The organism is Pseudarthrobacter sp. MM222 (genome assembly GCF_947090775.1).
Classification (GTDB): domain Bacteria; phylum Actinomycetota; class Actinomycetes; order Actinomycetales; family Micrococcaceae; genus Arthrobacter.
Genome location: NZ_OX352321.1, coordinates 3,351,711 through 3,377,235 on the forward strand (window position 1 = coordinate 3,351,711; position 25,525 = coordinate 3,377,235).

Annotated in this window: 14 protein-coding genes and 2 tRNA genes; 1 reads left to right on the forward strand and 15 read right to left on the reverse strand. The window is 66.4% G+C overall.

Annotated elements, in window-relative coordinates:
• Window positions 1-2 precede the first annotated feature (2 nt).
• The 4 genes from OM977_RS15335 to OM977_RS15350 all read right to left on the reverse strand — a co-directional run bounded on the left by OM977_RS15335 (window position 3) and on the right by OM977_RS15350 (window position 5,479).
• The gene (locus OM977_RS15335) at window positions 3-1,547 is read right to left on the reverse strand and encodes an ABC transporter substrate-binding protein (RefSeq protein ID WP_264354758.1); all 1,545 of its coding nucleotides are present in this window, start codon (window positions 1,545-1,547) and stop codon (window positions 3-5) included.
• Window positions 1,548-1,830: 283 nt separating this feature from the next.
• Window positions 1,831-2,694, reverse strand: coding sequence for an HpcH/HpaI aldolase/citrate lyase family protein (locus OM977_RS15340; protein ID WP_264354759.1), 864 nt, complete (start codon window positions 2,692-2,694; stop codon window positions 1,831-1,833).
• 80 nt (window positions 2,695-2,774) lie between these two features.
• Window positions 2,775-3,716: an aldo/keto reductase gene (locus OM977_RS15345; protein ID WP_264357444.1), complete on the reverse strand. Its 942-nt coding sequence runs from the start codon at window positions 3,714-3,716 to the stop codon at window positions 2,775-2,777.
• Between the two features lie 56 nt (window positions 3,717-3,772).
• On the reverse strand, window positions 3,773-5,479 hold the full coding sequence (locus OM977_RS15350; protein WP_264354760.1) for a glycoside hydrolase family 13 protein: 1,707 nt from the start codon (window positions 5,477-5,479) through the stop codon (window positions 3,773-3,775).
• 104 nt (window positions 5,480-5,583) lie between these two features.
• On the opposite strand from OM977_RS15350, the gene OM977_RS15355 reads away from it, so the two are divergent.
• Window positions 5,584-6,774, forward strand: coding sequence for an ROK family protein (locus tag OM977_RS15355; protein ID WP_264354761.1), 1,191 nt, complete (start codon window positions 5,584-5,586; stop codon window positions 6,772-6,774).
• Here the strand turns inward: OM977_RS15355 and OM977_RS15360 are convergent.
• The 11 genes from OM977_RS15360 to OM977_RS15410 all read right to left on the reverse strand — a co-directional run bounded on the left by OM977_RS15360 (window position 6,761) and on the right by OM977_RS15410 (window position 25,454).
• Window positions 6,761-8,332: a Na+/H+ antiporter gene (locus OM977_RS15360; RefSeq protein ID WP_264354762.1), complete on the reverse strand. Its 1,572-nt coding sequence runs from the start codon at window positions 8,330-8,332 to the stop codon at window positions 6,761-6,763. The genes OM977_RS15355 and OM977_RS15360 overlap by 14 nt on opposite strands.
• Before the next feature lie 97 nt (window positions 8,333-8,429).
• Window positions 8,430-9,089, reverse strand: coding sequence for an SDR family oxidoreductase (locus OM977_RS15365; protein ID WP_264354763.1), 660 nt, complete (start codon window positions 9,087-9,089; stop codon window positions 8,430-8,432).
• 38 nt (window positions 9,090-9,127) lie between these two features.
• The gene (locus OM977_RS15370) at window positions 9,128-9,940 is read right to left on the reverse strand and encodes a hypothetical protein (RefSeq protein ID WP_264354764.1); all 813 of its coding nucleotides are present in this window, start codon (window positions 9,938-9,940) and stop codon (window positions 9,128-9,130) included.
• 1 nt (window position 9,941) lies between these two features.
• On the reverse strand, window positions 9,942-11,654 hold the full coding sequence (locus tag OM977_RS15375; RefSeq protein ID WP_333473982.1) for a multicopper oxidase family protein: 1,713 nt from the start codon (window positions 11,652-11,654) through the stop codon (window positions 9,942-9,944).
• Between the two features lie 122 nt (window positions 11,655-11,776).
• The gene (locus OM977_RS15380) at window positions 11,777-14,374 is read right to left on the reverse strand and encodes a discoidin domain-containing protein (RefSeq protein ID WP_264354765.1); all 2,598 of its coding nucleotides are present in this window, start codon (window positions 14,372-14,374) and stop codon (window positions 11,777-11,779) included.
• A gap of 234 nt (window positions 14,375-14,608) precedes the next feature.
• Entirely contained in the window at window positions 14,609-16,978 is a 2,370-nt protein-coding gene (locus tag OM977_RS15385) for a discoidin domain-containing protein (RefSeq protein ID WP_264354766.1), read from the reverse strand.
• A 1,301-nt stretch (window positions 16,979-18,279) separates the two neighbouring features.
• On the reverse strand, window positions 18,280-21,390 hold the full coding sequence (locus OM977_RS15390; RefSeq protein WP_264354767.1) for a discoidin domain-containing protein: 3,111 nt from the start codon (window positions 21,388-21,390) through the stop codon (window positions 18,280-18,282).
• Window positions 21,391-21,846: 456 nt separating this feature from the next.
• Window positions 21,847-21,923, reverse strand: a tRNA-Met gene (locus tag OM977_RS15395).
• A gap of 62 nt (window positions 21,924-21,985) precedes the next feature.
• A tRNA-Thr gene (locus tag OM977_RS15400) sits at window positions 21,986-22,057 on the reverse strand.
• Between the two features lie 221 nt (window positions 22,058-22,278).
• The gene (locus tag OM977_RS15405; protein ID WP_264354768.1) at window positions 22,279-24,390 is read right to left on the reverse strand and encodes a DEAD/DEAH box helicase; all 2,112 of its coding nucleotides are present in this window, start codon (window positions 24,388-24,390) and stop codon (window positions 22,279-22,281) included.
• A gap of 410 nt (window positions 24,391-24,800) precedes the next feature.
• Complete coding sequence (locus OM977_RS15410; RefSeq protein WP_264354769.1) at window positions 24,801-25,454, reverse strand: MOSC domain-containing protein; 654 nt, start codon at window positions 25,452-25,454, stop codon at window positions 24,801-24,803.
• Window positions 25,455-25,525: the final 71 nt, after the last annotated feature.

Genomic DNA, 25,525 nt, shown 5'->3' on the forward strand with positions numbered 1-25,525 from the left:
AGTCAGGATCCGGTTTTGGCCGTCTCAGCCCTGACCACATAACGGGACAGGGGATCCTGGACATGCGACTGGACGTCGGCGCGGACGGCGTCGATGGCCTGCTCGTTGACGAGCCACACGTTCACGGCCCGCTCCTGCAGGATCTTCCCGGCTTCGGCGTACAGGCGGTAGCGCTGGTCCGCGTCGGCAGTCGTGGCGGCCTTGGAAATGGCCGCATCATAGTCCTGGTCGCAGAAATGGCTGAGGTTGTAGCTGCCGTCGCAGGTGTAGTCCGCCGTCAGGAACCCGATCGGGTCGGCGATGTCGATCAGCCGGTTGCGCTGGCTCAGCACCATGTCGTAATTGCCGGCGAGCACGTCCGGCTCCGCTGCCGCGTATTCCTTGGTTTGGATCTTGATGGGAATGCCCACTGCCTTCAGGTCCTCCTGGATGACCGTTGCAACATCCGCAAACTCCGCGCGCTCCACGATGGCGATGATCTCCAGCGGTCGGTCGGCGCTGTATCCGGCGTTGGCGAGCAGCTTCCGGGCGCCTTCAACGTCCTGCTTGGGCGCTTCGGCTCCCTCAATGGCCCAGGGTTCCGACGGGGCGAAGGGCCCGTTGGCGGCGATGGCCGCGCCTTCGTAGACGCTTGCAGCAAGTGCCTCAAGGTCAAGTGCCGAGCGGACCGCTTTCCGGAAGTCGACGTCGTCGAATGGCGCCCTGCCGTTGTTCATGTAAAGCGTTGCGGTCCTCGGAGAATCCGCCTTGAGGACCCTGACCTTGGCATCCGCTTCCAGCGCCGGCAGACCGGACACGGGAATGGAAAGGGAAATGTCGGCCTCGCCGGTCTGGACTTGCGCGGCCCGCGTCGCCCCGTCGGTGATAAAGCGGATCTCAGCACCGGCAAGCTTGACCTCGCCGCCCCAGTACGTGTCATTGCGGTCCAGGGTGAGCGACTGCTTCGGCTTTTCGGATACCGGCTCAAAGGGACCGGTGCAGTGGCCGAACGGATCCACTGTCTCGCCCTGGAACGCGGCGGGGGCCAGGACGCCGGTATTGACGCTCGCCAGGCGGTACGGAACCAGCGGGCTCTCGGTCGGGGTGGTAACCCGCACCGTGCGGGCGTCGACCGCGGTGACTCCGCTGACTACCTTGGGATTGAAGGCCCGCGCGGGTACGGCTGCCCCCAGGACTCGCTGCAGGGAGCCGGCCACGGCCTCGGCGCTCAGCGCGCTCCCGTCCTGGAACTTGACTCCTTCGCGGATGGTGAAGTCCCATTCCAGCGGCGAGACCTGCTTCCACTCCGTCGCCAGCAGCGGCACAACTTTCCCCTGCGATTCGTCGTAGCGGGTCAGGGTTTCGAGGCATCCGGACAGGGACAGAATGTAGGCGGCGTCGCTCTCCAGGGCCCAGTTCGCCACCGGAGCCCGGAAGTTGTCCACTATGATCCGCTGGTCGGTCTTGACCGCCTTGGTGTCTGCGGCCGGGCCGCTGAAGCCGCAGCCGGACAGTGAAAGGAGCGCCACGAGCCCAAGGGACAAAGTTGACGGGAGGGAAAAGCGCACGAAACCACCTAGATTCGACGCCTGCAGACCGGCAGGCGGGATTGACTGGACCGATGAAGGCCAAAGGTAGTTTAGGCTAACCTAACTCACTGTTCCAAAAGACTACTGAGGGGCCGTCACATAGCGCCCTGTCGGCGAGCGTGCTGTCGGCGAGCGTGCCGATGGCGTTTTGGAGGCGCAGGACCGCGCGTCCGGTGCCGCACGCCGCGGACCGATCCCAAAAGACCCCGTGGACCAGATATCGGGTATCGGGCCACGGGGTCTCGTTGCTAGGTACGGGCGGCTACAGCGCCGGCTGCACCCCGAAGGCTACTGCGAGCCGCATGATCTTCTCGGCGCGGCCCAGGCGGGGCAGGTCGGAGCCGTCACGGATGACGCGGCCGTTGGCCTCGAAGTCGGCCATGAAGTCGGTGGCCCAGGCGACGTCGGACGGCGTCGGGCTGATGACCTCGTTGATGACGGGCGTCTGATCGATGGCCAGGCACAGCTTACCGGTCATGCCCATCGTGACGGTGATGCCGGTCTGCTCGCGCAGGATCGGGTGGCTGGTGCCCACCGTCGGTCCGTCAATGGGACCGGGCAGGTTGCCGACCCGGCTGGCGACCACCAGCTTGGCGCGCGGGTAAGCCATGGCCTCGGGCGTGGCGGCCATACCGGTGTCGCGGCGGAAGTCGCCGGAGCCGAAAGCGAGCCGGAACGCGCCCTGGGCCTTGGCGATCTTGTTGGCTTCCTCGATGCCGACGGCGGACTCGACCAGCGGAATCACCGGAGTCTTGCCGTCCATCCGGTGGAAGCTTTCCGTGACCTGGTCCGCGGATTCGGTCTTGGCGAGCATCACGCCCAGGAGTCCCGGGGTGCCACGGAGGCCGGCGAGGTCGTCGGCCCAGAAGGAGCTGGTGGCGTCGTTGATCCGGACCCAGGCGGCGCCGCCGCCGGTAAGCCATTCCACCACGTTGGCGCGGGCGGCATCCTTCTGGGAGGGATCCACGGCATCCTCGATGTCGAGGATGATGGCGTCCGCGCGGGAAACGGCGGACTGGTCGAAGAGCTCGGGTTTCATCGCATTGACCAGGAGCCACGATCGGGCGATTTCTGCTGGGACATTGCGTTGGGGCCGGACGGTCCCGGCTGCGGTGGTAGAGGTCATGTCTCTACGCTATCCGCACCCGGGACATCCGGCTAAGTATTCCGGCCCTGAGGGGTGTCCATTACGACCAAAATCACAGGCTACGGGATGTTACTGCCCCGCGCGGTGACCCAAAGCCGGTACCACTCGGCCCTGGTCATGCCGGCGGCAACTTCCGCCGCGCCTGCGCAGGCCTGGATGCGTTCCGGGTTGGCCGTGCCGATCACCGGTGCAATCCCGGCCGGATGCTTCATCAGCCATCCCAGCAGGATTGACTCCCCCGTAGTATTCTTTTCCGCGGCAAGCTGCGCCACCAGCGCCGTGGTGGCTTCCTCCGCGGCCGTCGGCCGCGCCGACGGCGCCCCGGTGTAAAGGCCGCGGGCCAGGGCACCATAGGCCTGCAGCGTGATCCCGTGCCGGACGCAGTGCTCCACCGTGCCGTGTGGGAAGCTGTAGTCCGTTCCCTCGGCGTGGTTGACCAGCACCGTGCTTTCCAGCCAGGCCCGTTTCAGCAGGCTCATTTCGAGCTGGTTCGCGACCACTGGGGCCTCCAGCCGGTCCTGCAGCACCTCGATCTGCGGCCCGGACATGTTGGATACGCCCACGGCCCGGACCTTGCCCTCGGCCATCAGCTGCCCGACGGCGGAGGCCACCTCCGCCGGGTCCATCAGGGGATCCGGCCGGTGCAGCATCAGCACATCCACGTAGTCCGTGCGGAGCCGGGCGAGGCTCTCGTTGGTCCGCCCCAGGATGCCGTCCCGGCTCAGGTCGTAGTGCGTCTCCAGGCCCTGCTCGTCCAGCCGGATGCCGCACTTGGTCTGCAGCCGGATGCGCTCCCGCAGCCCCGGCGTCCGGTCCAGCACCTCGCCGAACACCGCCTCGGCCTTGCCGTTGCGGTAGATGTCGGCGTGGTCAAAGAGCGTGATGCCGGCGTTGAGGGCCGCGTCGACGGCGGCAGCCGCCTCGTCCACGTCCGCGGACGAGTACGGCTCCGCCGACCAGCTGCCGCCGAGCCCCATGCACCCATAGATCAGCTCCTGCACGGGGACCGGCCCCTGGGTCAGAAGTTCGCTGCTCTCGGCGCTCAGCGGCGTCCCTCTCATCGCAGCCAGACGGTGGTGCTGCCCGGAAGGAGGTCCCCCTCGAACGGTGCGCTGCTTAGCAGCACCTCGCCGGCCGGGATTTCCACCGGCTGCTCGCCGAAGTTGGTCACCGTCTGCCAGCCGCCCGGGCGGCTGAAGTGCAGGACATCGGGGCTGGCGGTGGCGTGCCATTCCAGCTCCTCCGAAGTCTGCAGTTCGCGGCGCAGCTTCAGGGCCTTGCGGTAGAACTCGAGGGTGGATCCTGCCACCCCGTCCTCGGCGGCGACCGCGTAGCGGCTGAACCAGGCAGGCTGCGGCAGGTGCGCGCCGCCGTCGCCGAAGCCGAAGGAGTTGCCTTCCACGGCCCAGGGCAGCGGCACGCGGCAGCCATCGCGGCCGACCTCGACGCCCTTGTTGCGGAAGAACGTGGGGTCCTGGCGTTCGGAGTCGGGGATTTCGCCGACTTCCTGCAGTCCGAGTTCCTCGCCCTGGTACAGGTACGCGGAGCCCGGCAGCGCCAGCATCAGCTGGGTGGCCGCGCGGGCACGGCGCAGGCCCAGTTCGACGTCGAGCTCTTCAGCCGGAGCTCCGGCCAGGAGCCAGCCCTTGCCGTCCTGGCCCTTGGCGTGCCTGCCGCCGCCCTTGGGCAGGCCGTAGCGGGTGGCGTGGCGGACGACGTCGTGGTTGGAGAACACCCAGGTGGATGACGCGCCGGACTCGGTGGCCTCGGCAAGGTTCCGGGTGATGATTTCGCGGAATTCCTCGGCGTCGAAGTCGGCCTGCAGAAGGTCGAAGTTGAATGCCTGGCCCAGGCCCTCTGGGCTTGCGTAGCGGCCACGGCGGCTGGCGTGCACCCATGCCTCCGCGACGGCGGTACGCGGCGGGTTGTATTCGTTGAAAACCTCGCGCCATTCGACGTAGATCTCGTGGACTTCGTCGCGGTCCCAGAACGGGTGCGAGCCGTCTTCGTGGCCGTCCGCGCCAGACCCCGCGGCGCTGAGCTCCACCTTGGAGAGCAGCGGCTCGGTGAGGTCCTTCGTCAGCGCGTGGGCGACGTCGACGCGGAAGCCGTCCACGCCGCGGTCGGACCAGAAGCGCAGGGTCTTGAGGAAGTCATCCCGGATTTCGCGGTTGGCCCAGTTCAGGTCCGGCTGCTCCTTGGCGAAGATGTGCATGTACCACTGCCCGGGGGTGCCGTCGGGTTCGGTGATGCGTTCCCAGGCGGGCCCGCCGAAGACCGATTCCCAGTCGGAGGGCGGAAGCTCGCCGTTCTCGCCCTTGCCGTCGCGGAAGATGTAGCGCTCACGGGCGGCGGACCCCTTCGGCGAGGCGAGGGCCTCCTTGAACCAGACGTGCCGGTCGGATGAGTGGTTCGGGACGATGTCCGCGATCAGCTTGATGCCGGCTGCGTGCAGCGCGGCGGACATCTCGTCGAAGTCCGCGAGGGTGCCGAGCTTGGGGTCCACGTCGCGGTAGTCGTCGACGTCGTAGCCGCCGTCCGCGAGCGCGGAAGGGTAGAACGGGCTCAGCCAGACGGCATCGATCCCGAGTTCCTTCAGGTACGGGACCTTGGCCGTGATGCCCTTGATGTCGCCCAGGCCGTCACCGTTGGAGTCGTAGAAGCTCCGCGGGTAGATCTGGTACACCGATGCCTGGCGCCACCAGTTGGGGTCGGCGGCGAGGTCGGAACCGGACAGGGTTGCCAGCGTGGCGGTGTTGGTCAAGGGATGATCCTTCGGGGCTCGGAACCGGTCTGGTATTTTAGATACAAGCTAAATATATTGCCTGAACAATTATGGGTCCCGGATCCGGGGAAGGTCAAGATTTGATGCCGCAACCCGCCGCCGCCACTCCGCAGCTCCTGCGCAGGGTGAATGCCCAGGCGGTCCTGGGCATTGTCCGCGGACTGGACGTGGCCACCGGGACCGAGCTGATGGCTCATACCGGACTGACCCGGGCGTCCGTGATCGCCGTCTGCGAGGACCTGACCCGGCGCGGCTGGATCCGGGAACTTGACACTCCCCCGCGCGGCCCCGAGTCGCCCGGCACCCCGCGGAAGGGCCGGCCGGCCCGGCGTTTCGAACTCAACTCCGAGGCAGGTTACGTCCTCGGCATCGACATCGGCGCGGCGACGACCACGGCCGCGGTCGCGGACCTGCGAGGAACGGTCGTCGCACGTTCCAGCGAGGCGTTCCGCGCCGTCGACATCCCCGCTCAGGAGCGGATCGCCGTCGTGGATCGGGCCTGCCGGCGGGCACTGACGGCAGCGGGAACACATCCTGCCAAAGTTCTTGCGGCCGGCGCCGGCATCGCCGCCCCCGTGGACCGCGACGGCAACGTCCTGGTGACCCAGCACTTCTGGAGCCTGTTCGACGTCGGACTCCGCGCCGCGTTCAAGGAGCTGCACGGCTGGACCGTGTTGCTGGAGAACGACGCCAATCTTGCCGCGCTCGGCGAACGATGGCGCGGCTCCGGCGCCGGCGTCGATGACCTCGTCGTGCTCCTGGCCGGCGAGCGGCTGGGCGCCGGGGTGATGGAGTCCGGCCGGCTGCTGCACGGCCGGGGCGGCGCCGCCGGTGAGATGGGCTACCTGGACCTGGTCGAGGGCGTGGGCTCCAGCGACGGCATCGCCAGCCTGGCAAGGCAGTGGTCCACGGCAGGTGGAGGACCGCAGGCCGGAGGGGCGGCGAGCGCCCGGCGGGTGTTCGAGGACGCGGCCGCGGGGGATCCTGCGGCGCAGCAGATTCTGGACCGGATCTCGGAACGGATGGCGCGCGTGATCGCCTCGATCGCCAGCCTGATCAACCCGGAGCAGGTGGTGATTGGCGGCGCCGTGGCCGAGTCCGCCGGCGCCCTGCTCCCCCGTATCAGCGCCCTGCTCCCCCGTTTCACCGCGACCCCGCCGCGCGTGACGGTCTCACCGCTGGGGGATTCGATCGTCACGATGGGCGCCATCCGGCATGCCCTGGACTACGTCGAGGAAAACGCGCTGGAACTGGAGCTTCCTACTCCGGCATGATCATGGTGCGCAGGTCCAGCTGGCGCAGCACGCGGTCCGCGACCTCGGGATCCATGCCCGGCTCGTTGCGGGCCGCCACGACTTCCTGCCGGGCGGCATCCAGGGCAATGGTTTGCACGGCGATGGCGAGCTCGCGCCCCCGCTTTCGCTTTTCGCCCACGCTTTCGTTGCGGAGGCTGCCGTCGAGCAGTTCGGCGTGCAGGCGGGTCATTTTTTCCTTGACCAGGGCCACCTTTTCCGGCGGCAGCTCCCTCATCAACTCGTTGTCCTTCAGCGCTGCTATCGCCGCCTGCTGCGCGCGCCGGGCCAGCACGCGTGCGGCGTCGCGTTCCTCCGCGCCGTCCTCGGAGGCTTTCAGGACCCGCATGAGCCACGGCAGCGTGAGTCCGGGCAGGACCAGGGTGGCCAGCAGCACGGCGCAGGCAATCACCAGCAGCTGGCTGCGGGCCGGGAACGGGCTGCCGTCGGCCAGCGTGAGCGGGAGTGCCAGAGCCAGAGCCAGGGTGGCCAGGCCCCGCATCCCGCACCAGGTGAGGATCAGGACCTCCTTGGCCGACGTGGGACGCAGCACGTCCTTACGGCTCCGGGCCAGCCCGGACATCATGGCGAGCCAGAGGAACCGGACCGCGAACACCAGCAAGCACACCACGGCGGCGGAACCGATCATGGCGTAGATGCCCGCGCCTTCATTCCGGATGACCTGCCGGATCTCCAGCCCCACCAGGCCGAAGGCAAGGCCGGTGACCAGTAGCTCCACCACATCCCAGAAGGCCGTCCGGGTGACCCGTTCGGCGGCGTCCTGCGGCCTGGAGTGGCGCTGCATTTCCAGGGCTGTGACGACGACGGCGATCACACCGGACGCGTGCACCTCTTCGGCCAGGATGTACGCGGCGAACGGCACCACGAGGGTGACGGCGCTGCGGGCCACCATGGACTGCACCAGACGAGTGATCGCATTAGTAAGCCAGCCCATGCCGATGCCCACCGCGACGGCGATCGCGGCACCGAGAGCGAACTGCAGCACGACGTCGGGGGCGATCTTCGTGCCGGACACCGTTGCGGCCACTGCGGCCTGGAAGATAACGATGGCGGCGGCGTCGTTGAAGAGGCCTTCGCTCTGCAGAACGGTGATGAGCCTGCGCGGCATGTGGACCCGGCCGGCGATGGATTCCACGGCCACAGGGTCAGGCGGGGCAACCATGGCGCCCAGGGCGATCGCCGCCGGAATTCCGATGCTTGGGATCATGAGCCAGGCGGCACCGGCAACAACAACGGTGGAGGCGACCACCAGGGCGACGGCGAGCATCAGCAGGGTGCGCCAGCGGACCCGGAATACCGCCCAGGACGTGCGCTGCGCGGTGGCGAACAACAGCGGCGGCAGGAAGATGGGCAGGATCAGCTCCGGCGAGATCTCCATCTCCGGAAAGCCGGGGATGAAGGTCAGCGACGCGGCCAGGATCAGCATCAGGACCGGGTAAGGCAGCCTCAGCCTGTCCCCCACACCCACGGCCACCACCGTGGCCAGCAGCAATCCGATGATGAGTGCCAACTGGTCCATGTGCTCGCTTCCCCCGGAGTAATCGCGGCCGCCATCCGTTCAGGATGCGCCGGCCGCCCCCACCACTTTATCGGGGTCCTGCCGGAAGCCGGTCGAGCTAGGTCATGGCCTCCAGGGCGGCCGCGATGGGCAGGCCGCCGTCGCGGAACCCGATGGTGCGGCTGACCGCGGCAGGCAGCTCCAGGACCGCGGCGGCGACGAGGGCCACGTTGGCGCGGGCTGTGTCGGTGCCCTGCCAGGTGCCGTCCGGGTTGACGTCGATCAGGCCGGTGCCCGGTCCGCCGGTCAGCATACCGGGGCAGAGGATGGTCCAGTCCAGACCGGTGCCGCGGAGATAGGAGTCCGCGGCGGCCTTGGCCTCCGCGTAATGGAAGAAGGGATTATCCTCGGGGACGCCGTGGTCCGGCCCGGCTCCGAGGTAGGACACCATGATGTAGCGCCCGACGCCGGACTGGACGGCGGCATCCATCGAACGGATCGCGGCGTCCCGGTCCACGGCGTAAGTGCGTTCAGGGTTTCCTCCGCCGGCTCCGGCGGACCAGACGACGGCGTCGTGGTCCCGCAGCGCCGCGGCGATTTCCGCCGTCGTCGAGTTCTCGACGTCCAGGACGACGGGCGTAGCGCCGGTGGCGGCGACGTCGGCCGCGTGGTCCGGGTTGCGGACGAGGGACGTCACAGCCTGCCCTTCCGCTGCGAGGATGCTTGACAGTTCCCTGGCCACTTTTCCATGGCCGCCGATGATTGCGATTCGCGTCATGGACCCATTCTGTCCCACAGCGCCACCGCCCGCACCCGTCAGCCGGCGGGGTGGGGGTGTTCCTGTGGGCTGACAAGCTGTTCCGGGTCCCAGGCCGGTTCCGTGGCCATGTCCACACCCTCCCCGGCGCTTGACCTCGGCCCGACGGCGGCGGACACCGCCGTGTGGGCCTGGCGGGCGATGCCGGCACGGACGCTCTCGACGGTTTCGTCCCCCAGCAGGGGGCCCGTGTAATCGATGCTGAGCCGTCCGTCCTCCACCGTAGTGGAGTAGTTCCCCAGCGCGTCGGAAACGATTCCCTCCAAATCCACTGCCGCTGAGAGCGCGGTGGGATCCTCAGTGTCGGCGGTGAAACGGAGATCGTGGACCAGGACCGGCAGGACGTAGAAGTTGTCCACGCCGGCCTTGGCCTCGCCCGCTTCTTCGGTTGCCTTGGTCACGATGGCCCGGCCTTGGTCGACAGTGGCCCCGGCCGGAAGGGCCACGATCAGCTCCGGCACCATCTTCTGCAGCAGGGCAGGTTCGAGCACATCGGGGGAAATGCTCTCCAGCGTGGAGCCCGCGGCGGCGGCAGCCGATTCGAGATCGGTCCGGACGCCGGCCAGATCGGCGTCGTTGGCGGATTCGACGGCGATCACCACTCGGCGCCTGACCATCAGTCCGTCGAAACTGACCGTGGGCCGGCTGTTGCCCAGGTCCTGCCCTTCCTCCGACAGCGTCCCGACTGTCGCGACGGTGGCGGACTCGCTGGCCGCTCCCGCGGAAGCCGGGGGGGCGGCCGGGCCGCCGGTGCAGCCGCCCAGGGCGAGGGATAGCAGCACCGCCGGCACGATCAGGAGCACCCGTTTCATGTCAGGTTCCTGCTGGGTAGGCCGGCTTGTAGTAGGAGGAGAATCTCGCCTCCGGCCACTCTTCCGCCACCGGCATGTCGGCATTAATGGGGTCGTTGTTCTTCAGGTCTCCGACGGCGAACTGGACCATCATGTCGTGGTCCTCATGCACGAGGTTGTGGCAGTGGACCATGTAGCGGCCGCCCTCGTGTTTTCCGGTGTCGAATTGCATCAGGACCGTGACCGATTCGTTCTCGCCTGCGTAAAACACATCCTTCGGGCCGCCTTCCCAGGCGAACGGCTGTCCGTTGTTGGTGTTGCGGCCGAGGATCTTTCCATCAATGAGGTGGATGTGCACCGGGTGGAACCATCCTCCCGACTCGTTGACGATGGTCCACTGCTCCACTTGGTTCTTCTGCGGGTTGGCGAAGCACCGGGTGAAGTTGGACTTTTCCACGTCGTCCCAGGTTTCGCCGTTGATAGTCCATTCCCCGTTCTTCCGCTGCACGCGCAGGATCCTTTTGGCCACCGCCATCTCGGGGGTGAGGGACATTGGGTCCAGGCCGCCGCTGGCTTTCGTGGGGTGTTCACCCGGATCCAGTGTCGTGGGGATTGAGCTAATCGAGCGCGACTTGGGGTCCAGGGACGGGGAATCGGCTACCACCTGGAACTTCATGACCTTGCCGGTGTTGGCGAAGTTCACATTGTTCTTGTTGCTCAGATTCCGCAGCTCCACGGACTGCCCCGGCTTGTACTTCCGGAAATCGATCAGGACCTCGTAGCGCTCCGCGGTGCCTTGGCGCCACGACGGCACGGCCTGGACCTTGGGCGTCATGCCGGCGTCCGTGCCCACCACGTAGAAGGGGTCCCCGTTGGACAACGAGAAGCGGTACGACCGCGTGATCGAGCCGACCAGGAACCGGAACCGGTAGATCCGGGGCTTAACCTTCATGGTGGGCCACGGCACGCCGTTCACCAGAACGATGTCGCCCCACAGCCCTGAATGGCCGTTGTCGTTGTAGCCAAGCGACCCGTCGGCGTTCAACATGAGATCCGAGACCAGGATCGGGACGTCGAATTCGCCCTGTGGGAGCTGCGCCTGCTCAGGTTCGTTTGTGATGGAGTAGTACGCCGCAAGCCCCGAATACACGCCTTGGGCGGTCAGCATGTGGTTGTGGTCGTGGTACCAGAGCGTCCGGGCTGCCTGCCAGTTGGGGTAGTGGTAGTTTTTCACTTTCGAGGGCGCCGTCCGGTCGTTGGCGTATCCGTCGTACTGCGGCAGTGACGCCGAGCCGTGCAGGTGCGTGACCGTGTTGGAGGGGTCTGCGTACAGCAGGCCGGTGGTCGGCAAACGATTACTGATCCTCACCTCGGTGCGGGTGCCCTGCGGAACCTGGATGGACGGGCCCGGGAAGATTCCGTTGTACCCGGCCAGGGTGGTGGACAGTCCCGGGGCGATCTGCGCCTGCCCGATCTTTTGGGACAGCGAATACTTCGCGAATGGCTGCCCGTCCGGATCGATGCCCGTCTCGTAGGGGATCAGTTCCGGCGGGCGGCGGAAGGACTCCGTGTACGGAACCGGCGTATTCTTTGGGGCCAGCTTGCTGGGGGTGAGCGTCCCGGCGTCCCCGGCCAGCGGCACCCCGGCCAGGGCGCTGCCCCCACCTGCGCCCATTAGGGCGACCGAACCGCCCATCATGCCCAGCTTCAGTACATTCCTTCGCGTAGTTGCCACGGGAACCTCCAGAGTTCTTACAGGAGCAGGTTGGATACCAAGATGATTTCCAGTGCCAACTATCAAGCCGGATTCTTGCAAAAACCCTGTAAATGCCACTGACCTGCAGCCCCGCTCATTACTCAATTGATCCTGATCGTCGAGGCGACGCTGGGCACCCCTTTGCTGTCTATCGCGAAGAGCATGTAGGTGCCCGGGACCAGCACGCCGCGGTCCGCCGGGAGCTTCAGTGACGCCGTGTTGCCGGACACCGGGGTTGCGGTCAGTGGGATCCGGCGCTGGTCAGTATTCACGGAGTGGGTCACGGTGCTCATCCGCATCAGGGAGAAGTTCGTGACCGGCGCTCCGGTGGTCACCTTGATGGTGGCGCCGGCCGCGGCGGTGGCCGGTGCGGTAACGATCGAGGGCCGGGTACGCGCGCTGCCGTCGGGGTTCAGCAGGTAGGGCGGGGTGAAGATCTCTCCGTCCAGATGGTTCGTGGTGCAGTTGCCGCACAGCCCGCCACCGCCGGCGAAGACCCTGCCGTCAGGGAGCAGCAGCGCGACGCTGTGGTACGTCCGTGGGATGGCCATCGAGGCCAGCGTGGTCCACTTTCCCGTTGCCGGGTTCCAGAGTTCCGGAGCCATCCTGGCGTTGGTGTCGTTAAACGATGAGGCGATGGCCTGCCCGCCGATGACGAGCACCTGGCCATCGGGCAGCGCGACCCCGTTCGCGAACGAGCGGGCGAAGCCCAGGTCTGCGGTGCGGGTCACCTTCACCCCATTGTTGATGTCAATCGTGTATGCGCGCGCCGTGCCGGGGGCTGCGGTGTAGGCGGTCGCCCCGCCCACGGTCAGAATCTTCCCGACGTCGTACATCACAGCGTCGCCGTTCATCGCGTCCGGGCTGTCTGACCGCAGGCCGGCCGAGGTGATGCTCCCGTTGCCGGTGGTGGAGATCCAGTTCATCTGCCGGCTCGGCCCGGCGTGGAACACCCGTCCACCGGGGGCGGCAAACAACCATGAGTGGTTGTCGGCAGTGAATTCACCCCGGGGATCGTTCGTGAGGATATTGTCGGACAGCACACTGGGCAGCGTCCGCCAGCCGCCGGCGGCGGACCACACCTCGCCGTTCTTGTTGCCGACACCGCCGGACCAGGACCCGCCGAGAGTGAATACCTCGCCGGTGGAGATGGTCACGTTGCTTTGGTAGCCGCGCGGGATCTTCATATCCGGCCCCGAGGTCCAGGCGTTCGTCGCAGGGTTGTACACCGTGGTTTTCGCGCTGTTGCTGCCGCCGCTGATCATGATCTTGCCGTCCGGCAGCACGGAGGTTCCGGAGCAGAACATGTCATGACCGGTGTTGACCACCTGGGCCGGGGATACCTTGCCGGTGGTGAGGTCCATTATCGACGTCTGGGTGTAGCCCCTGCTGCCACCGTAAGCGGTGGGGGAATAGGCGGACCAGGTCAGCATCCGGTTGCCGGGCAACATCGTCGCGGCAACCGGAACGATGGGAAAGCTGATGGTCGGACCCCAGGAGCCAAGTAGCGGGCCCAGGAGATTGATCTCCGCTGCGCTGCTCCACGGCCCGCTGTCGCCGGCCTCGGTAGTCGCGGTCAGCCGGACGTACCGGGCAGTAACAGTGGTGAAGTTCACGGTCTTTTCCGTGCCGGTGTCCGGCCAGGTCCCGCTGGCTACCGCGCTCCAGGTGATTCCGTTAGTGCTGACTCCGACCGAGTATTTACCGACCCGCCCGTTCGTTCCGTCAGAACGCGGGAGGTAGCGGAATCCCGCGATGCTGCGCGCCGCCTTTGTATCGATCGTGATGGTGTGCGGCAGCGGTGCCGCCAGGCCAGGAGACCACCGGCTGTGCCAGATCGTGGCCGCACTGCCGTCGAGCACATTGCTGGCCCGGCCGTTGACGCGCGCTACTTCTTCGTCGCTGGCCGACGCTGTCCACCCGCTCCGCGGCAGAACACGGGTGGCGGCCGCGGTCTGGCTGGCGAGCAGGTTGATCTCGGCGGCAGTGCTCCACGGACCGCGGTTGCCGGCCTCGGTGGCGGCGGTCAGCCGGACGTACCGGGCGCTGACCGCTAGGAAAGTGACCGTCTTTTCCGCTATGGTGTCCGGCCAGGTCCCCTGAGCCACCGGGGCACTCCAGGTGGTGCCGTTGGTGCTCACCCGGATATCAAAGCTGCCGATCCGCCCGTTCGCCAGGTCATTACGCGGGAGATAGCGCAGCCCCGAGATGCTTCGTGTCGCCTTGGTGTCGATCGTGATGCTGTGCGGCAGCGGTGCCGCCGGCGCCGGGGACCACCTGCTGTGCCACATCGTGGCCGCATTGCCGTCAAGCACATTGGCGGCGCGTCCATCCCCGCCGGCAACGTCTTCATCGCTGGCCGTAGCCGTCCACCCGGTACGTGGCAAGGGAGCCGGAGCGGCCTCGATCGCGGCGTCCGGCAACACCGCCGTGTGCACATGGGCCGCCGCCGCATTCAAGGCTTCATGCGGGGCCGCCGCCGTGTGCCGGTGCGATCCGGTCGCGCTCGAGGACTCGTGCGGAGCCACGACGCCGTACCCCAGGATCAACGCGAGTCCGACCAGAACCGCGGCGGCGCGGTGCACGCCGGCATGCAGGGCCAAGAGGAGAGCCCGCCGTGGCAGGCGTCTGCCGCCTGCCCGATGCCTGCCAGGTGCCCGGATCACGGGGCGGAGGATCGGTGCTGCAGAGCGATCCATCTGCGCCTCCTAGCGGCACGGGTCTCCGGTGACAACACACAGGCTAGGCAGGGCAGCATTGGGAAACCTTGAGCCGGCTGCTATTGCGCGGAGAACCGGGCAAGTGACTGTATTTCCGAGCCCTCAGCGGCAAAATAGGTGATTGCGCGGGGAGGAGTTGCTGGGCGGGAGACAAGCCGTTCAAGCCCGTCACTAGCTGCAACCATCCTGTTGGCTAAGTACGCTTGGGGGTGATCAACTGATCCTGATCGTCGAGGCGACGCTGGGCACGCCTTTGCTGTCTATCGCGAAGAGCATGTAGGTGCCCGGCACCAGCACGCCGCGGTCCGTCGGCAGCTTCAGCGACGCGGTGCTTCCGGAGACCGAAGTTGCGGTCAGCGGGATGCGCCGCTGGTCGGTGTTCACGGTGTGGGTCACCGTGCTCATCCGCATCAGGGAGAACTTGGTGGCTGGCGCTGCGGTGGTTACCGCGATCGTGCTGCCGGCCGCGGCGGTGGCCGGTGCGGTCACAATCGCCGGCCGGGTGCGCGCACTGCCGTCGGCGTTCAGCAGGTAGGGCGGGGTGAAGATCTCTCCGTCGAGATGGTTGGTCGTGCAGGTGCTGCACAACCCGCCACCGCCGACGAAGACCCGGCCATCAGGGAGCAGCAGAGCGACGCTGTGGTACGTCCTGGGGATGGCCATTGGCGCGAGCGTGGTCCACTTTCCGGTCGCCGGGTTCCAGATTTCCGGTGTCATCCTGGCGCCGGTGTCCGTGAACGGAACGGGGGTGGCCTGGCCGCCGACCACGACTACCTGGCCATCCGGCAGCGCGACGCCGTTCGCGAATGACCGGGTGGCAGTCATGTCTGCGGTCCGGGCCGTTTTGACCCCGTTATTGATGTCGATGGTGTACGCCCGCGCGGTTGCAGCCGTGTTCTCGTAGGCGGTTGACCCGCCCATGGTCAGAATTTTGCCGACGTCATACATCACCGCGTCGCCGTTCATCGCGTCCGGGCTGTCTGAGCGCAGCCCGGCGGAGATGATGCTCCCATTGCCGGTGGTGGAGATCCAGTTCATCTGGCTGCTCGGTCCCGCATGGAACACCCGGCCGCCGGGGGCCGCGAACAGCCAAGCGTGGTTATCCGAACGGTACCCACCCCGGGGATCGTCGGTCAGGATGTTGTCGACCGGCACGTTGGGCAGCGTCCGCCAGCCGCCGGCGGCGGACCAGACCTCACCGTCCTTGTTGCCCGCACCGCCGGACCAGGACCCGCCAAGGGTGAACACCTCACCGGTGGAGAGCGTCACGTTACTCTGGTAGCCGCGCGGGATCTTCATATCCGGCCCCGAGGTCCAGGCATTCGTCGCAGGGTTGTACAGCGTGGTCTGCGCGCTGTTGCTGCCGCCGCTGATCAGGATCCTCCCGTCCGGAAGCAGAGAGGTTCCGGGGCAGAACATGTCGTGACCTGTATTGGCCACCTGGGCCTGGGATACCTTGCCGGTGGTGAGGTCCAGGATGGACGTCTGGGTATAGCCCCTGCTGCCCCCGAAAGCGGTCGGGGAATAGGCGGACCAGGTCAGCAGCCGGTTGCCGGGCAACAGCGCTGCCGCGGCCGGGACGATCGGGAAGCTGATCGTCGGACCCCAGGAGCCAAGTAGCGGGCCCAGGAGATTGATCTCCGCTGCGCTGCTCCACGGCCCTCTGTCGCCGGCCTCGGTAGTCGCGGTCAGCCGGACGTACCGGCCGCTGACCGCGGTGAAGTTCACGGTCTTCTCCGTGCCGGTGTCCGGCCAGGTTCCGCTGGCGACCGCGCTCCAGGCGGTGCCGTTGGTGCTCACCTGGATATCGAAGTTGCCGACCCGCCCGTTCGTTCCGTCAGAACGCGGGAGATAGCGGAAGCCCGCGATGCTGCGCGTGGCCTTGGTATCGATCGTGATGCTGTGCGGCAGCGGTGCCGCAGGCGCCGGGAACCACCGGCTGTGCCACATCGTGGCCGCGCTGCCGTCAAGCACATTGGCGGCCCGGCCGTTCGTGCGGGCAACCTCTTCATCGCTGGCCGTAGCCGTCCACCCAGCCCGGGACAACACACCGGTAGGCGGCGCGGTTTGGCCGGCGAGCAGGTTGATCTCGGCGGCACTGCTCCACGGGCCGCGATTGCCGGCCTCGGTGGTCGCGGTCAGCCGGACGAACCGGGCGCTCACCGCAAGGAAAGTCACCGTCTTCTCCGCAATGGTGTCCGGCCAGGTCCCGCGAGCCACCGGGGCAGTCCAGGTGGTGCCGTTGGTGCTCACCCGGATCTCGAAGCTGCCGATCCGCCCGTTCGCGAGGTCATTACGCGGGAGATAGCGCAGCCCCGAGATGCTTCGTGTCGCCTTGGTGTCGATCGTGATGCTGTGCGGCAGCGGTGCCGCCGGCGCCGGGGACCACCTGCTGTGCCACATCGTGGCCGCATTGCCGTCAAGCACATTGTCGGCGCGTCCATTCGTACGGGCAACCTCTTCATCGCTGGCCGTAGCCGTCCAACCGGTCCGTGGCAAGGGAAGCGCGGCCGCCTCCATCGCGGCGGCCGGGAGAGCCGCACTGTGAATGTGCGATCCGGCAGCACCGGCAGGGTCGTACATAGCTGCGCCCGTGTGCAGGTGCGATCCGGCAGCACCCGAGGAATCGCGCGGAGCCGCGACCGCCTCCCCCACGATAACCAGCAGTACTACCAGAAAAGTGGACGAGATTCGAAGTCCAAGGGACCGCCGCACCAGAAAGGCTTGGCTCGGCAGTACGCCGCGTCCAGCCCGGCGGCTGGCCGCCGGAACAAGATTGAGGAATCGAATCAGACTAGTGCAGCGCCGCAGGAAAAAAGCAACCGGGCCCCTATGACGCGAGTGCCTCCCCGGGGATGGGGTCACGGAGCGGAAGATCGGCGCTACCCAACGATCCATCTGCGCCTCCTTGCGGCACTGGTCCCCCATGACAAAAACAGACGCTAGGCATAGCAGCATGGGAAAACCTGAGGGCGCCGGCGTCGACGCTGAGATGGCGCGCACGCGGCTATTGGTCGTAGGGGCACTCGAGGAGGAACGCGCGGGCCGAATCCTGCCCAAACAAAAGACTCCCGGAACCACGAGGATTCCGGGGGTCTTATTTGGTAGCGGTGGGGAGGCTCGATCTACGACCTCATTAGCTGGCGGCCGCTTTCGTAATCATCCGTGCTTTGCTGACGGTCCCGGAGTCTCGGGACAAAGCAGTTCGCCCCGCGAAGGCTGTCTGGCCAGTCCAGGCAGGCGACGTATATGTCTCGCCGCCAGGTGCGTGATTTGCCGGCGTCGCTTGGTTCACCCGGTTTCCCGAATGCCGGATTTCAGACCTCCGGCGAGAAGATAACTGTAAAGTTGTCAATGATCCTGAGCATCTCGGATTGCTTTCGATCCCAAATGTCTCGGCGTCGGCGTCAGCTCCGTCATTCTGTTGCGCCTGATAGTTCATGACGAAGTTGACGTATTTGCCTTAGTACTTCTCCAACCCGACGAGGGTCGAGTCCACGTAGAGGTGATACTCCCGACCCCTGGCTTCAGAATCATCAGCTGCTCAAGGTCCGAACTCTCTGAAGCTCGGGTCACCACCCTGGAATTGACATTCACCTCCCCTAAGACGGCGGTCACCGTCTGACATGACGCCACGATCCAGGTGGACAAGTGCCGCGATACCGTACCTGTAACTCCCGGCGACCCGAGCCTCCCGTACGTCGGTGGCCGCGTCGCCGAATTGTCACTCGCGCAGACCAAGACCCTGGACTGCGACTCCACGCAGCTGAACAGGTACCCGGAGCAGGACCTCACCGAGGTCAACCGCATTACCGCGCCCACGGCGGGTCGCTCGCCACGGCCGCCGCTGCGGCGCACACTCGCTCGTAGACGCTGTCACGTCATCATCCGCCGATGTAGTAGCCGGAAACGTCAGCGATGAAGTTGGTGGTACCCGAGGAGCGGTTGAAGAGCGTAACCTTTCCGTCCGCACCTACGGGAACGGTCACCGAGTTCGGGACAGTCTGGCCCGTAGCGAAGTTCACGTTGGAAGCATTCGGGCGCAGAGTACCGGCGTAGGCGGCGGCGAAGCCGAAGGACCGGGGCCCGGTCACCGTGAGGTTGAACGTCACGGCAGAGACCCTAGCCGGAATCCCGCTCATGCCACCGACCTGGAAGGACACCGTCGAGTCAGCACCGACCGCGGCGCGACCGCGGGTATCCAACGCCCGGAACGGTGCTGTGGGCTTGAACGCACCAGCCACCGTCGGGGTGCCCGCAATGTAATAGCCGGAGATATCGGCGATGAAGTGGGTGGTACCCGAGGAGCGGTTGAAGAGCGTGACCTTCCCGTCCGCACCTACGGGAACGGTCACCGAGTTCGGGACAGTCTGGCCTGCGGTGAAGTTGACGTTGGAAGCATTCGGGCGCCCAGCGCCGGAGGCGTAAGCGGCAGCGAAGCCGAAGGACCGGGGCTCGGTCACAGTGAGGTTGAACGTCACGGCAGAGACCTTAGCCGGAATCCCGCTCACGCCGCCGACCTGGAAGGACACCGTCGAGTCAGCACCGACCGCGGCACGGACGCGGGTATCCAACGCCCGGAACGGCGCTGTGGGCTTGAACGCACCAGCCACCGTCGGGGTGCCCGCAAAGTAATAACCGGAGACATCGGCGATGAAGTGGGTGGTACCCGAGGAGCGGTTGAAGATCGTGACCTTCCCGTCCGCACCCACGGGAACGGTCACCGAGTTCGGGACAGTCTGGCCCCTGGCGAAGTTGATGTTGGAAGCATTGGGGCGCGCAGCGCCGGAGGCGTAAGCGGCAGCGAAGCCGAAGGACCGGGGCTCGGTCACAGTGAGGTTGAACGTCACGGCAGAGACATTCGCCGGAATCCCGCTCACGCCGCCGACTTGGAACGACACCGACGAGTCAGCACCGACCGCGGAACCGGTCCGGGTATCCAACGCCCGGAACGGCGCTATTGGAATTTGTGTCCCTGGTTCAGCCTCCGAACCTCCCGAAGAGTTAATCCTGATCGTAGAGGCGACGCTGGGCACCCCGTTGCTGTCCATCGCGAAGAGCATATAGGTGCCTGGCACCAGCACGCCGCGATCCGCCGGCAACCTCAGCGAAGCGGTGTTGCCCGACACCGAGATTGCGGTCAGCGGGATCCGCCGCTGGTCGGTGTTCACTGTGTGGGTCACCGTGCTCATCCGCACCAGGGAGAACTTCGTAGCCGGAGCCCCGGTGGTCACCTCAATCGTGCTGCCGGTCGCGGCGGTGGCCGGTGCGGCCACAATCTTCGGCCGGGTGCGTGCACTGCCGTCGGCGTTCAGCAGATAGGGAGGCGTGAAAATTTCTCCGTCCAGATGATTGGTCGAGCAGTTGTTGCACAACCCGCCACCGCCGACGAAGACCCGGGCGTCAGGGAGCAGCAGGGCGACGCTGTGGTACGTCCGGGGAATGGCCATCGGAGCAAGCGTGGTCCATTTTCCGGTCGCCGGATTCCAGACTTCCGGCGCCATCCTGGCGCCGGTGTCGGTGAACACAATTGGTGTGGCCTGTCCGCCGACGACGAGCACCTGGCCATCGGGCAGCGCGACCCCGCTCGCGTATGACCGCGTAACCGCCATGTCTGCGGTCCGCGCTGTTTTGACACCGTTGTTGATGTCGATGGTGTAAGCGCGAGCCGTAGCTGGGACTCTGTCATAGGCAGTCGAGCCGCCCACGGTGAGAATCTTCCCCACGTCGTACATCACGGCGTCGCCGTTCATTGCGTCCGGGCTGTCTGACCGCAGTCCGGCCGAGGTGATGCTGCCCTTGCCGGTGGTGGAGATCCAGTTCATCTGGCGGCTCGGCCCGGCATGGAACACCCGGCCGCCGGGGGCGGCAAACAACCACGCGTGATTATCGGAACGGTACCCGCCACGGGGATCGTCGGTCAGGATGTTGTCGACCAGGACATTGGGCAGCGTCCGCCAGCCGCCGGTGGCGGACCACACCTCGCCGCTCTTGTTGCCAATACCGCCCGACCACGATCCGCCGATGGTGAAGACCTCACCGGTGGAGGTGGTCACGTTGGACTGGTAGCCGCGGGCGATCTTCATGTCCGGCCCCGAGGTCCAGGCGTTCGTCGCAGGGTTGTACAGGGTGGTTTGGGCGCTGTCGCCGCCGCCGCTGATCAGGATCCTCCCGTCCGGCAGCAGCGAGACCCCGGGGCAGAACATGTCATGACCGGTGTTGACCCTTTGGGCCGGGCTCACTGCACCGGTGGTGAGGTCCATGATGGAAATCTGGGTATATCCCTTGTCAACGCCGTAGGCGACCGGCGAATATGCGGACCAGGCCAGCAGCCGGTTGCCAGGCAACAGGGCCGCCGCTACCGGGACGATCGGGAAGCCGATCGTGGGACCCCAGGACCCCCGCGACGGGCCGAGGAGCTCGCCGGTAGGGGGCTCGGTTTGCCCGGCGAGCACGTTGATCGCGGCGGCGGTGTTCCAGGGGCCGAGGAGTTCGCTGGTAGGGGGTGCGGTTTGCCCGGCGAGCAGGTTGATCTCTGCGGCAGTGCTCCACGGGCCGCGGTCGGCCGCCTCCGTGGTCGCGGTCAACCGGACGTACCGGGCGCTGACCGCAAGGAAAGTCACCGTCTTCTCCTCAATGGTGTCCGGCCAGGTCCCGTGGGCCACCGGTGCACTCCAGGTGGTGCCGTTGGTGCTCACCCGGATATCAAAGCTCCCGACCCGCCCGTTCGCGAGGTCAGTACGCGGGAGATAACGCAGCCCCGAGATGCTTCGTGTCGCCTTGGTGTCGATCGTGATGCTGTGCGGCAGCGGTGCCGCCGGCGCCGGGGACCACCTGCTGTGCCACATCGTGGCCGCATTGCCGTCAAGCACATTGGCGGCGCGTCCATCCCCGCCGGCAACTTCTTCATCGCTGGCCGAAGCCGTCCACCCGGTGCGTGGCAAGGGAGCCGGAGGGGCCTCCATCGCGGCAGGCGTCAGCGCTGCATTGTGCATGTGCGGGCCGGCGTTGATGGCCGTGTCGTCTGGGATTGCCCCCGAATGAAGGTGCGATCCGGCAGCACCGGAGGCATCGCGAGGAGCCGAGACTACCTCCCCTACGAAGACCAGAAGTATCACCAAAAATGTGAACGAGAGACTAAATCCGAGGGGCCGCCGAATCAGCAACGCTGGACGCCGCGGTACGCCGCGTCCAGCTCGGTGCCTCCCAGTGGTCCGCATCGAGGGGAGGAAGAGCGATGCTACAGAGCGATTCATCCGAGCCTCCTGCGGCACTGGTCTCCGGTGACAAGACACACGCTAGGCAGGGCAGCATTGGGAAACCTTGAATGCCAGGGAGAGCGACAGGGCCGAGAGCACCTCGCGCAGGAACGGCCGGGGAATTTCCCTGTACCGAGCCCCGCCCACAAACAGAAAGACCCCCGGAATCTCAAGGATTCCGGGGGTCTTATCTGGTAGCGGCGGGGAGGCTCGATCTCCCGACCTCACGATTATGAGTCGTGCGCTCTAACCAACTGAGCTACGCCGCCATAAATGAGGAAAACCTGCGCTAAGCCGGTCAAAAACCGCCTTGACACAGGCCCTCATTCAGAGCCCCCCACCGGAATCGATCCGGTGACCTCGTTCTTACCAAGAACGCGCTCTACCACTGAGCTAGGGGGGCAACGAGTAAATACTCTACCGGAAGATTGCCCGGTCAACAAATCGGCTGCCAGAAAGGCCCGTAGCCCCGAAAAGCCCCGGAAATCCGGGGCGGCGGCGGCCTCGGGACGGCTCTGCGCGCCGCCCGGGAAGACCGTCCGGGCGGGGTGTGACGAAGCGAACTTAAGACGAGAACGGGCCGGCTGGAAGCCGGCCCGTTCTCAGTTCACTGTGGAAGCGGAATTACCACTTGTTGCGGGGCTTGAAGCCGCCTTCGGTACGCGGCTTGCGGGAATCGGAGCCGACCCCACGCTCGGCGCGGTCGCTGAAGGAGCGTCCGCCCCGGTCCGCGGAGGACCGCTCGCCGTCGGTCTTGCGGAATTCGCGCTTGAAGCCGCCGTTGCCCTTGAAGTTGCCGCCACGGTCGCCGCCGCCGGAGAAGCCGCCGCGGTCGCCGCCGCGGTTGCCGCCCTGGTAGCCGCCACGGTCGCTTGCAGGCGAACGGCCGTTGTCCAGTTCGAGGTGGATCAGCTCGCCGCCGATCCGGGTGCGGGACAGGGCCTTCAGCTGATCGGGGCTCAGGTCCGCCGGGAGCTCCACGAGGGAGTGGTCCGCACGGATGTCGATGCCGCCGATCTGGGCCGAGGAAATGCCGCCTTCGTTGGCAATGGCGCCAACGATGGAACCCGGCATGACGCGCTGACGGCGTCCGACGGCGATCCGGTAGGTGGCATTGCCCTCGGTCAGGGTGCGGGTCGGGCCGCGTGAGCCGAAGCCGTCCTTGGACCGCTCGCGCTTCTGGAATTCAGGTGCGGCCGGCAGTTCCTTGACCAGGAGGGGCTGACCGCCCTGGGCCATGACGGCCAGCGCAGCAGCAATCTCCGACGCCGGTACGTTGTGCTCTTCTTCGTACGAGGAGATGAGGTCGCGGAATGCGGCGACATCCTCGGATGCAAGCGTTTCGGTGATCTTCTCGGCAAACTTGCCAAGACGCAGGGTGTTGACCGATTCCGCGGTGGGCAGGTGCATCTGCTCCACCGGCTGGCGGGTCGCCTTCTCGATGGAACGCAGCAGGTACTTCTCCCGCGGCGTCATGAAGAGGATGGCGTCACCGGAGCGTCCTGCACGGCCGGTGCGGCCGATGCGGTGCACGTAGGACTCGGTGTCGTGAGGGATGTCGTAGTTGACCACGTGGCTGACACGCTCAACGTCAAGGCCACGGGCCGCAACGTCGGTGGCGACCAGGATGTCGATCTTGCCGTCACGCAGGGCCTCGACCGTGCGCTCACGCTGCTGCTGCGGGATGTCGCCGTTGATGGCGGCAGCCTGGAAGCCCCGTGAACGCAGCTTGTCGGCCAGGTCTTCGGTGGCCATCTTGGTCCGGACGAAGGCGATAACGCCTTCGAACTCTTCGACCTCGAGGATGCGGGTCAGTGCGTCCAGCTTGTGCGGGCCCATGACCTGCAGGTAGCGCTGGCGGGTGTTGGCGCCCGTGGTGGTCTTGGACTTGACCTGCACCTCGGCCGGGTTGTTCAGGTACTGCTTGGACAGCCGGCGGATCTGGCTGGGCATCGTGGCGGAGAACAGCGCAACCTGGCGGCCCGCGGGGGTCTGCTGGAAGATCTGCTCAACGTCTTCGGCGAAGCCCATCCGGAGCATCTCGTCAGCCTCATCCAGCACCAGGTACTGGAGTTCGGACAGGTCGAGGGAACCCTTGGCGATGTGGTCGATGACGCGGCCGGGGGTACCGACAACAACCTGGGCACCGCGGCGCAGGCCGGCGAGCTGGGGGCCGTAGGCGGAGCCACCGTACACCGGGAGGACGGTGAAGTCGTCGATGTGCTTGGCGTAGGAGGTGAAGGCCTCGGCAACCTGAAGGGCAAGCTCACGGGTCGGAGCCAACACCAGGGCCTGGGTCTTGCGGGACGGGCCGTTGAGGTCGTGGAGCTCGGCCAGGCGGGACAGAGCCGGTACTGCGAATGCTGCAGTCTTACCGGTTCCGGTCTGGGCCAGGCCCACGACGTCGCGGCCTTCGAGCAGCAGCGGGATGGTTGCTGCCTGGATCGGGGACGGCTTCTCGTAGCCAACGTCCTGCAGGGCGGCAAGGACGCGGCCGTCGATGCCGAGGTCCACGAACTTGACGCCCTCTTCCTCGGCTTCCTCGTCCTTGGCCGGGGCAGCCTTGGTGTCAGCGGCCTTGGTGTCAGCAGCCTGCTCGGCGGCCGGAGCCTCGGCGGCAGCAGGAGCCTCGGTGGCTACCGGGGCGGACTCGGCTGCGGGGGCAACCGTTTCAGAAGTCTCGACGTCGACCTGATTGTTTTCGGTGTCGGCGGAGTTGTTCTGATTTTCGGGCATAGGTGAATTTTCCTCATCCATAGGGGCCAAGCGGCACAACCCGAGGTGAGCGGAGCCGCAGTACGCGTGCCGTAATTGCCGGGCATACTTTGACCGGCCGGTCACATAGAAGTCCGGCGCTTTCGCAATCCCGTGGCAGGACTTCCCGCTGCATCTCTTGGCTGCTATCCCAGCAGTCTGTACAGCGTTTTCTTTAGCCGGCTCTCCCTATGAAAATGCCCGCATCTCAATTGCGCGGGCCCCAACACTTACCAGTCTTGCCTCAAGAATTGGGCAGGAAATAAGGGATTTCCGGAGTGGGGGATAGTTCAAGTGTAGGGTATAGATCCGCACTTAGGTAACTGAGCGGCCGACGACGGCGGTGAGCTTGCGCACACGGGCAGCATCGGCAGCGGCCCGAAGGCCGCCCGCTACACTCCGAGACGGCGCTGCAGTTTCGCGAATTCCTCGTGGTACTCGGGCTGCAGGCGGATCTGGCCGTCGGCGTCCGCATCCCGCAGCGCCTCCATGTCCTCGAGCGTGGGGTCACTGAACCACTTGCCGATCGTCACCCCGTGCGTCGGGACGAAGATCCGGTGGATGTGGTCCCCCGCCCGGATGCTTCCGGTGCGGACCACGCGGAGATAGGTGCCCACCCTGCCCGCGTCGCCAAACCTCTTGACCCACTGCGGCTCATCCATCCGCCGCTGGAATGTGGCGCAGGGGGTGCGGGGCGAGGTCACCTCCACCTCGACGTCGAGCCCAATCTTCCAGCGTTCGCCGATGATGGCGTTTGTGGTGTTGATCCCTGTGATACGCAGGTTCTCGCCAAAAATTCCCGGCGGCAACTCGCGCTGCAGCTCGCCGATCCAATAGTCCGCGTCATCCTGGGAGTAGGCGTACAGCGCCTGGTCCTCGCCTCCGTGATGGATCCGGCTGGCCTGGATATCGCCGTGCAGTCCGAGCTTGTGCACCCGGACCGGTCCGTCCACGGCGCGCTTGTCGATTGCGGTCACGCCGACGCTGCCGGGATCCGCCAGCAGCTGGTGAACCCGGCACACGGCAAGCACAGCTGCGGTGTCCATGGGACCAGTGTAGGCCTGCCCCCGCCAACCGGGGGAAGCAGCGGCCACCGGCAGGTTTGCCGGTTGATTCC

Excerpts from the sequence above, each read along its gene's own strand:
- OM977_RS15385 (WP_264354766.1), bottom strand. The coding sequence starts at position 16,978 with ATGTACGACCCTGCCGGTGCTGCCGGATCGCACATTCACAGTGCGGCT.
- OM977_RS15405 (WP_264354768.1), bottom strand. The coding sequence starts at position 24,390 with ATGCCCGAAAATCAGAACAACTCCGCCGACACCGAAAACAATCAGGTC.
- OM977_RS15410 (WP_264354769.1), bottom strand. The coding sequence starts at position 25,454 with ATGGACACCGCAGCTGTGCTTGCCGTGTGCCGGGTTCACCAGCTGCTG.
- OM977_RS15340 (WP_264354759.1), bottom strand. The coding sequence starts at position 2,694 with ATGACCTCTACCACCGCAGCCGGGACCGTCCGGCCCCAACGCAATGTC.
- OM977_RS15360 (WP_264354762.1), bottom strand. The coding sequence starts at position 8,332 with ATGGACCAGTTGGCACTCATCATCGGATTGCTGCTGGCCACGGTGGTG.
- OM977_RS15390 (WP_264354767.1), bottom strand. The coding sequence starts at position 21,390 with ATGCACAATGCAGCGCTGACGCCTGCCGCGATGGAGGCCCCTCCGGCT.
- OM977_RS15365 (WP_264354763.1), bottom strand. The coding sequence starts at position 9,089 with ATGACGCGAATCGCAATCATCGGCGGCCATGGAAAAGTGGCCAGGGAA.
- OM977_RS15380 (WP_264354765.1), bottom strand. The coding sequence starts at position 14,374 with ATGGATCGCTCTGCAGCACCGATCCTCCGCCCCGTGATCCGGGCACCT.
- OM977_RS15355 (WP_264354761.1), top strand. The coding sequence starts at position 5,584 with ATGCCGCAACCCGCCGCCGCCACTCCGCAGCTCCTGCGCAGGGTGAAT.
- OM977_RS15370 (WP_264354764.1), bottom strand. The coding sequence starts at position 9,940 with ATGAAACGGGTGCTCCTGATCGTGCCGGCGGTGCTGCTATCCCTCGCC.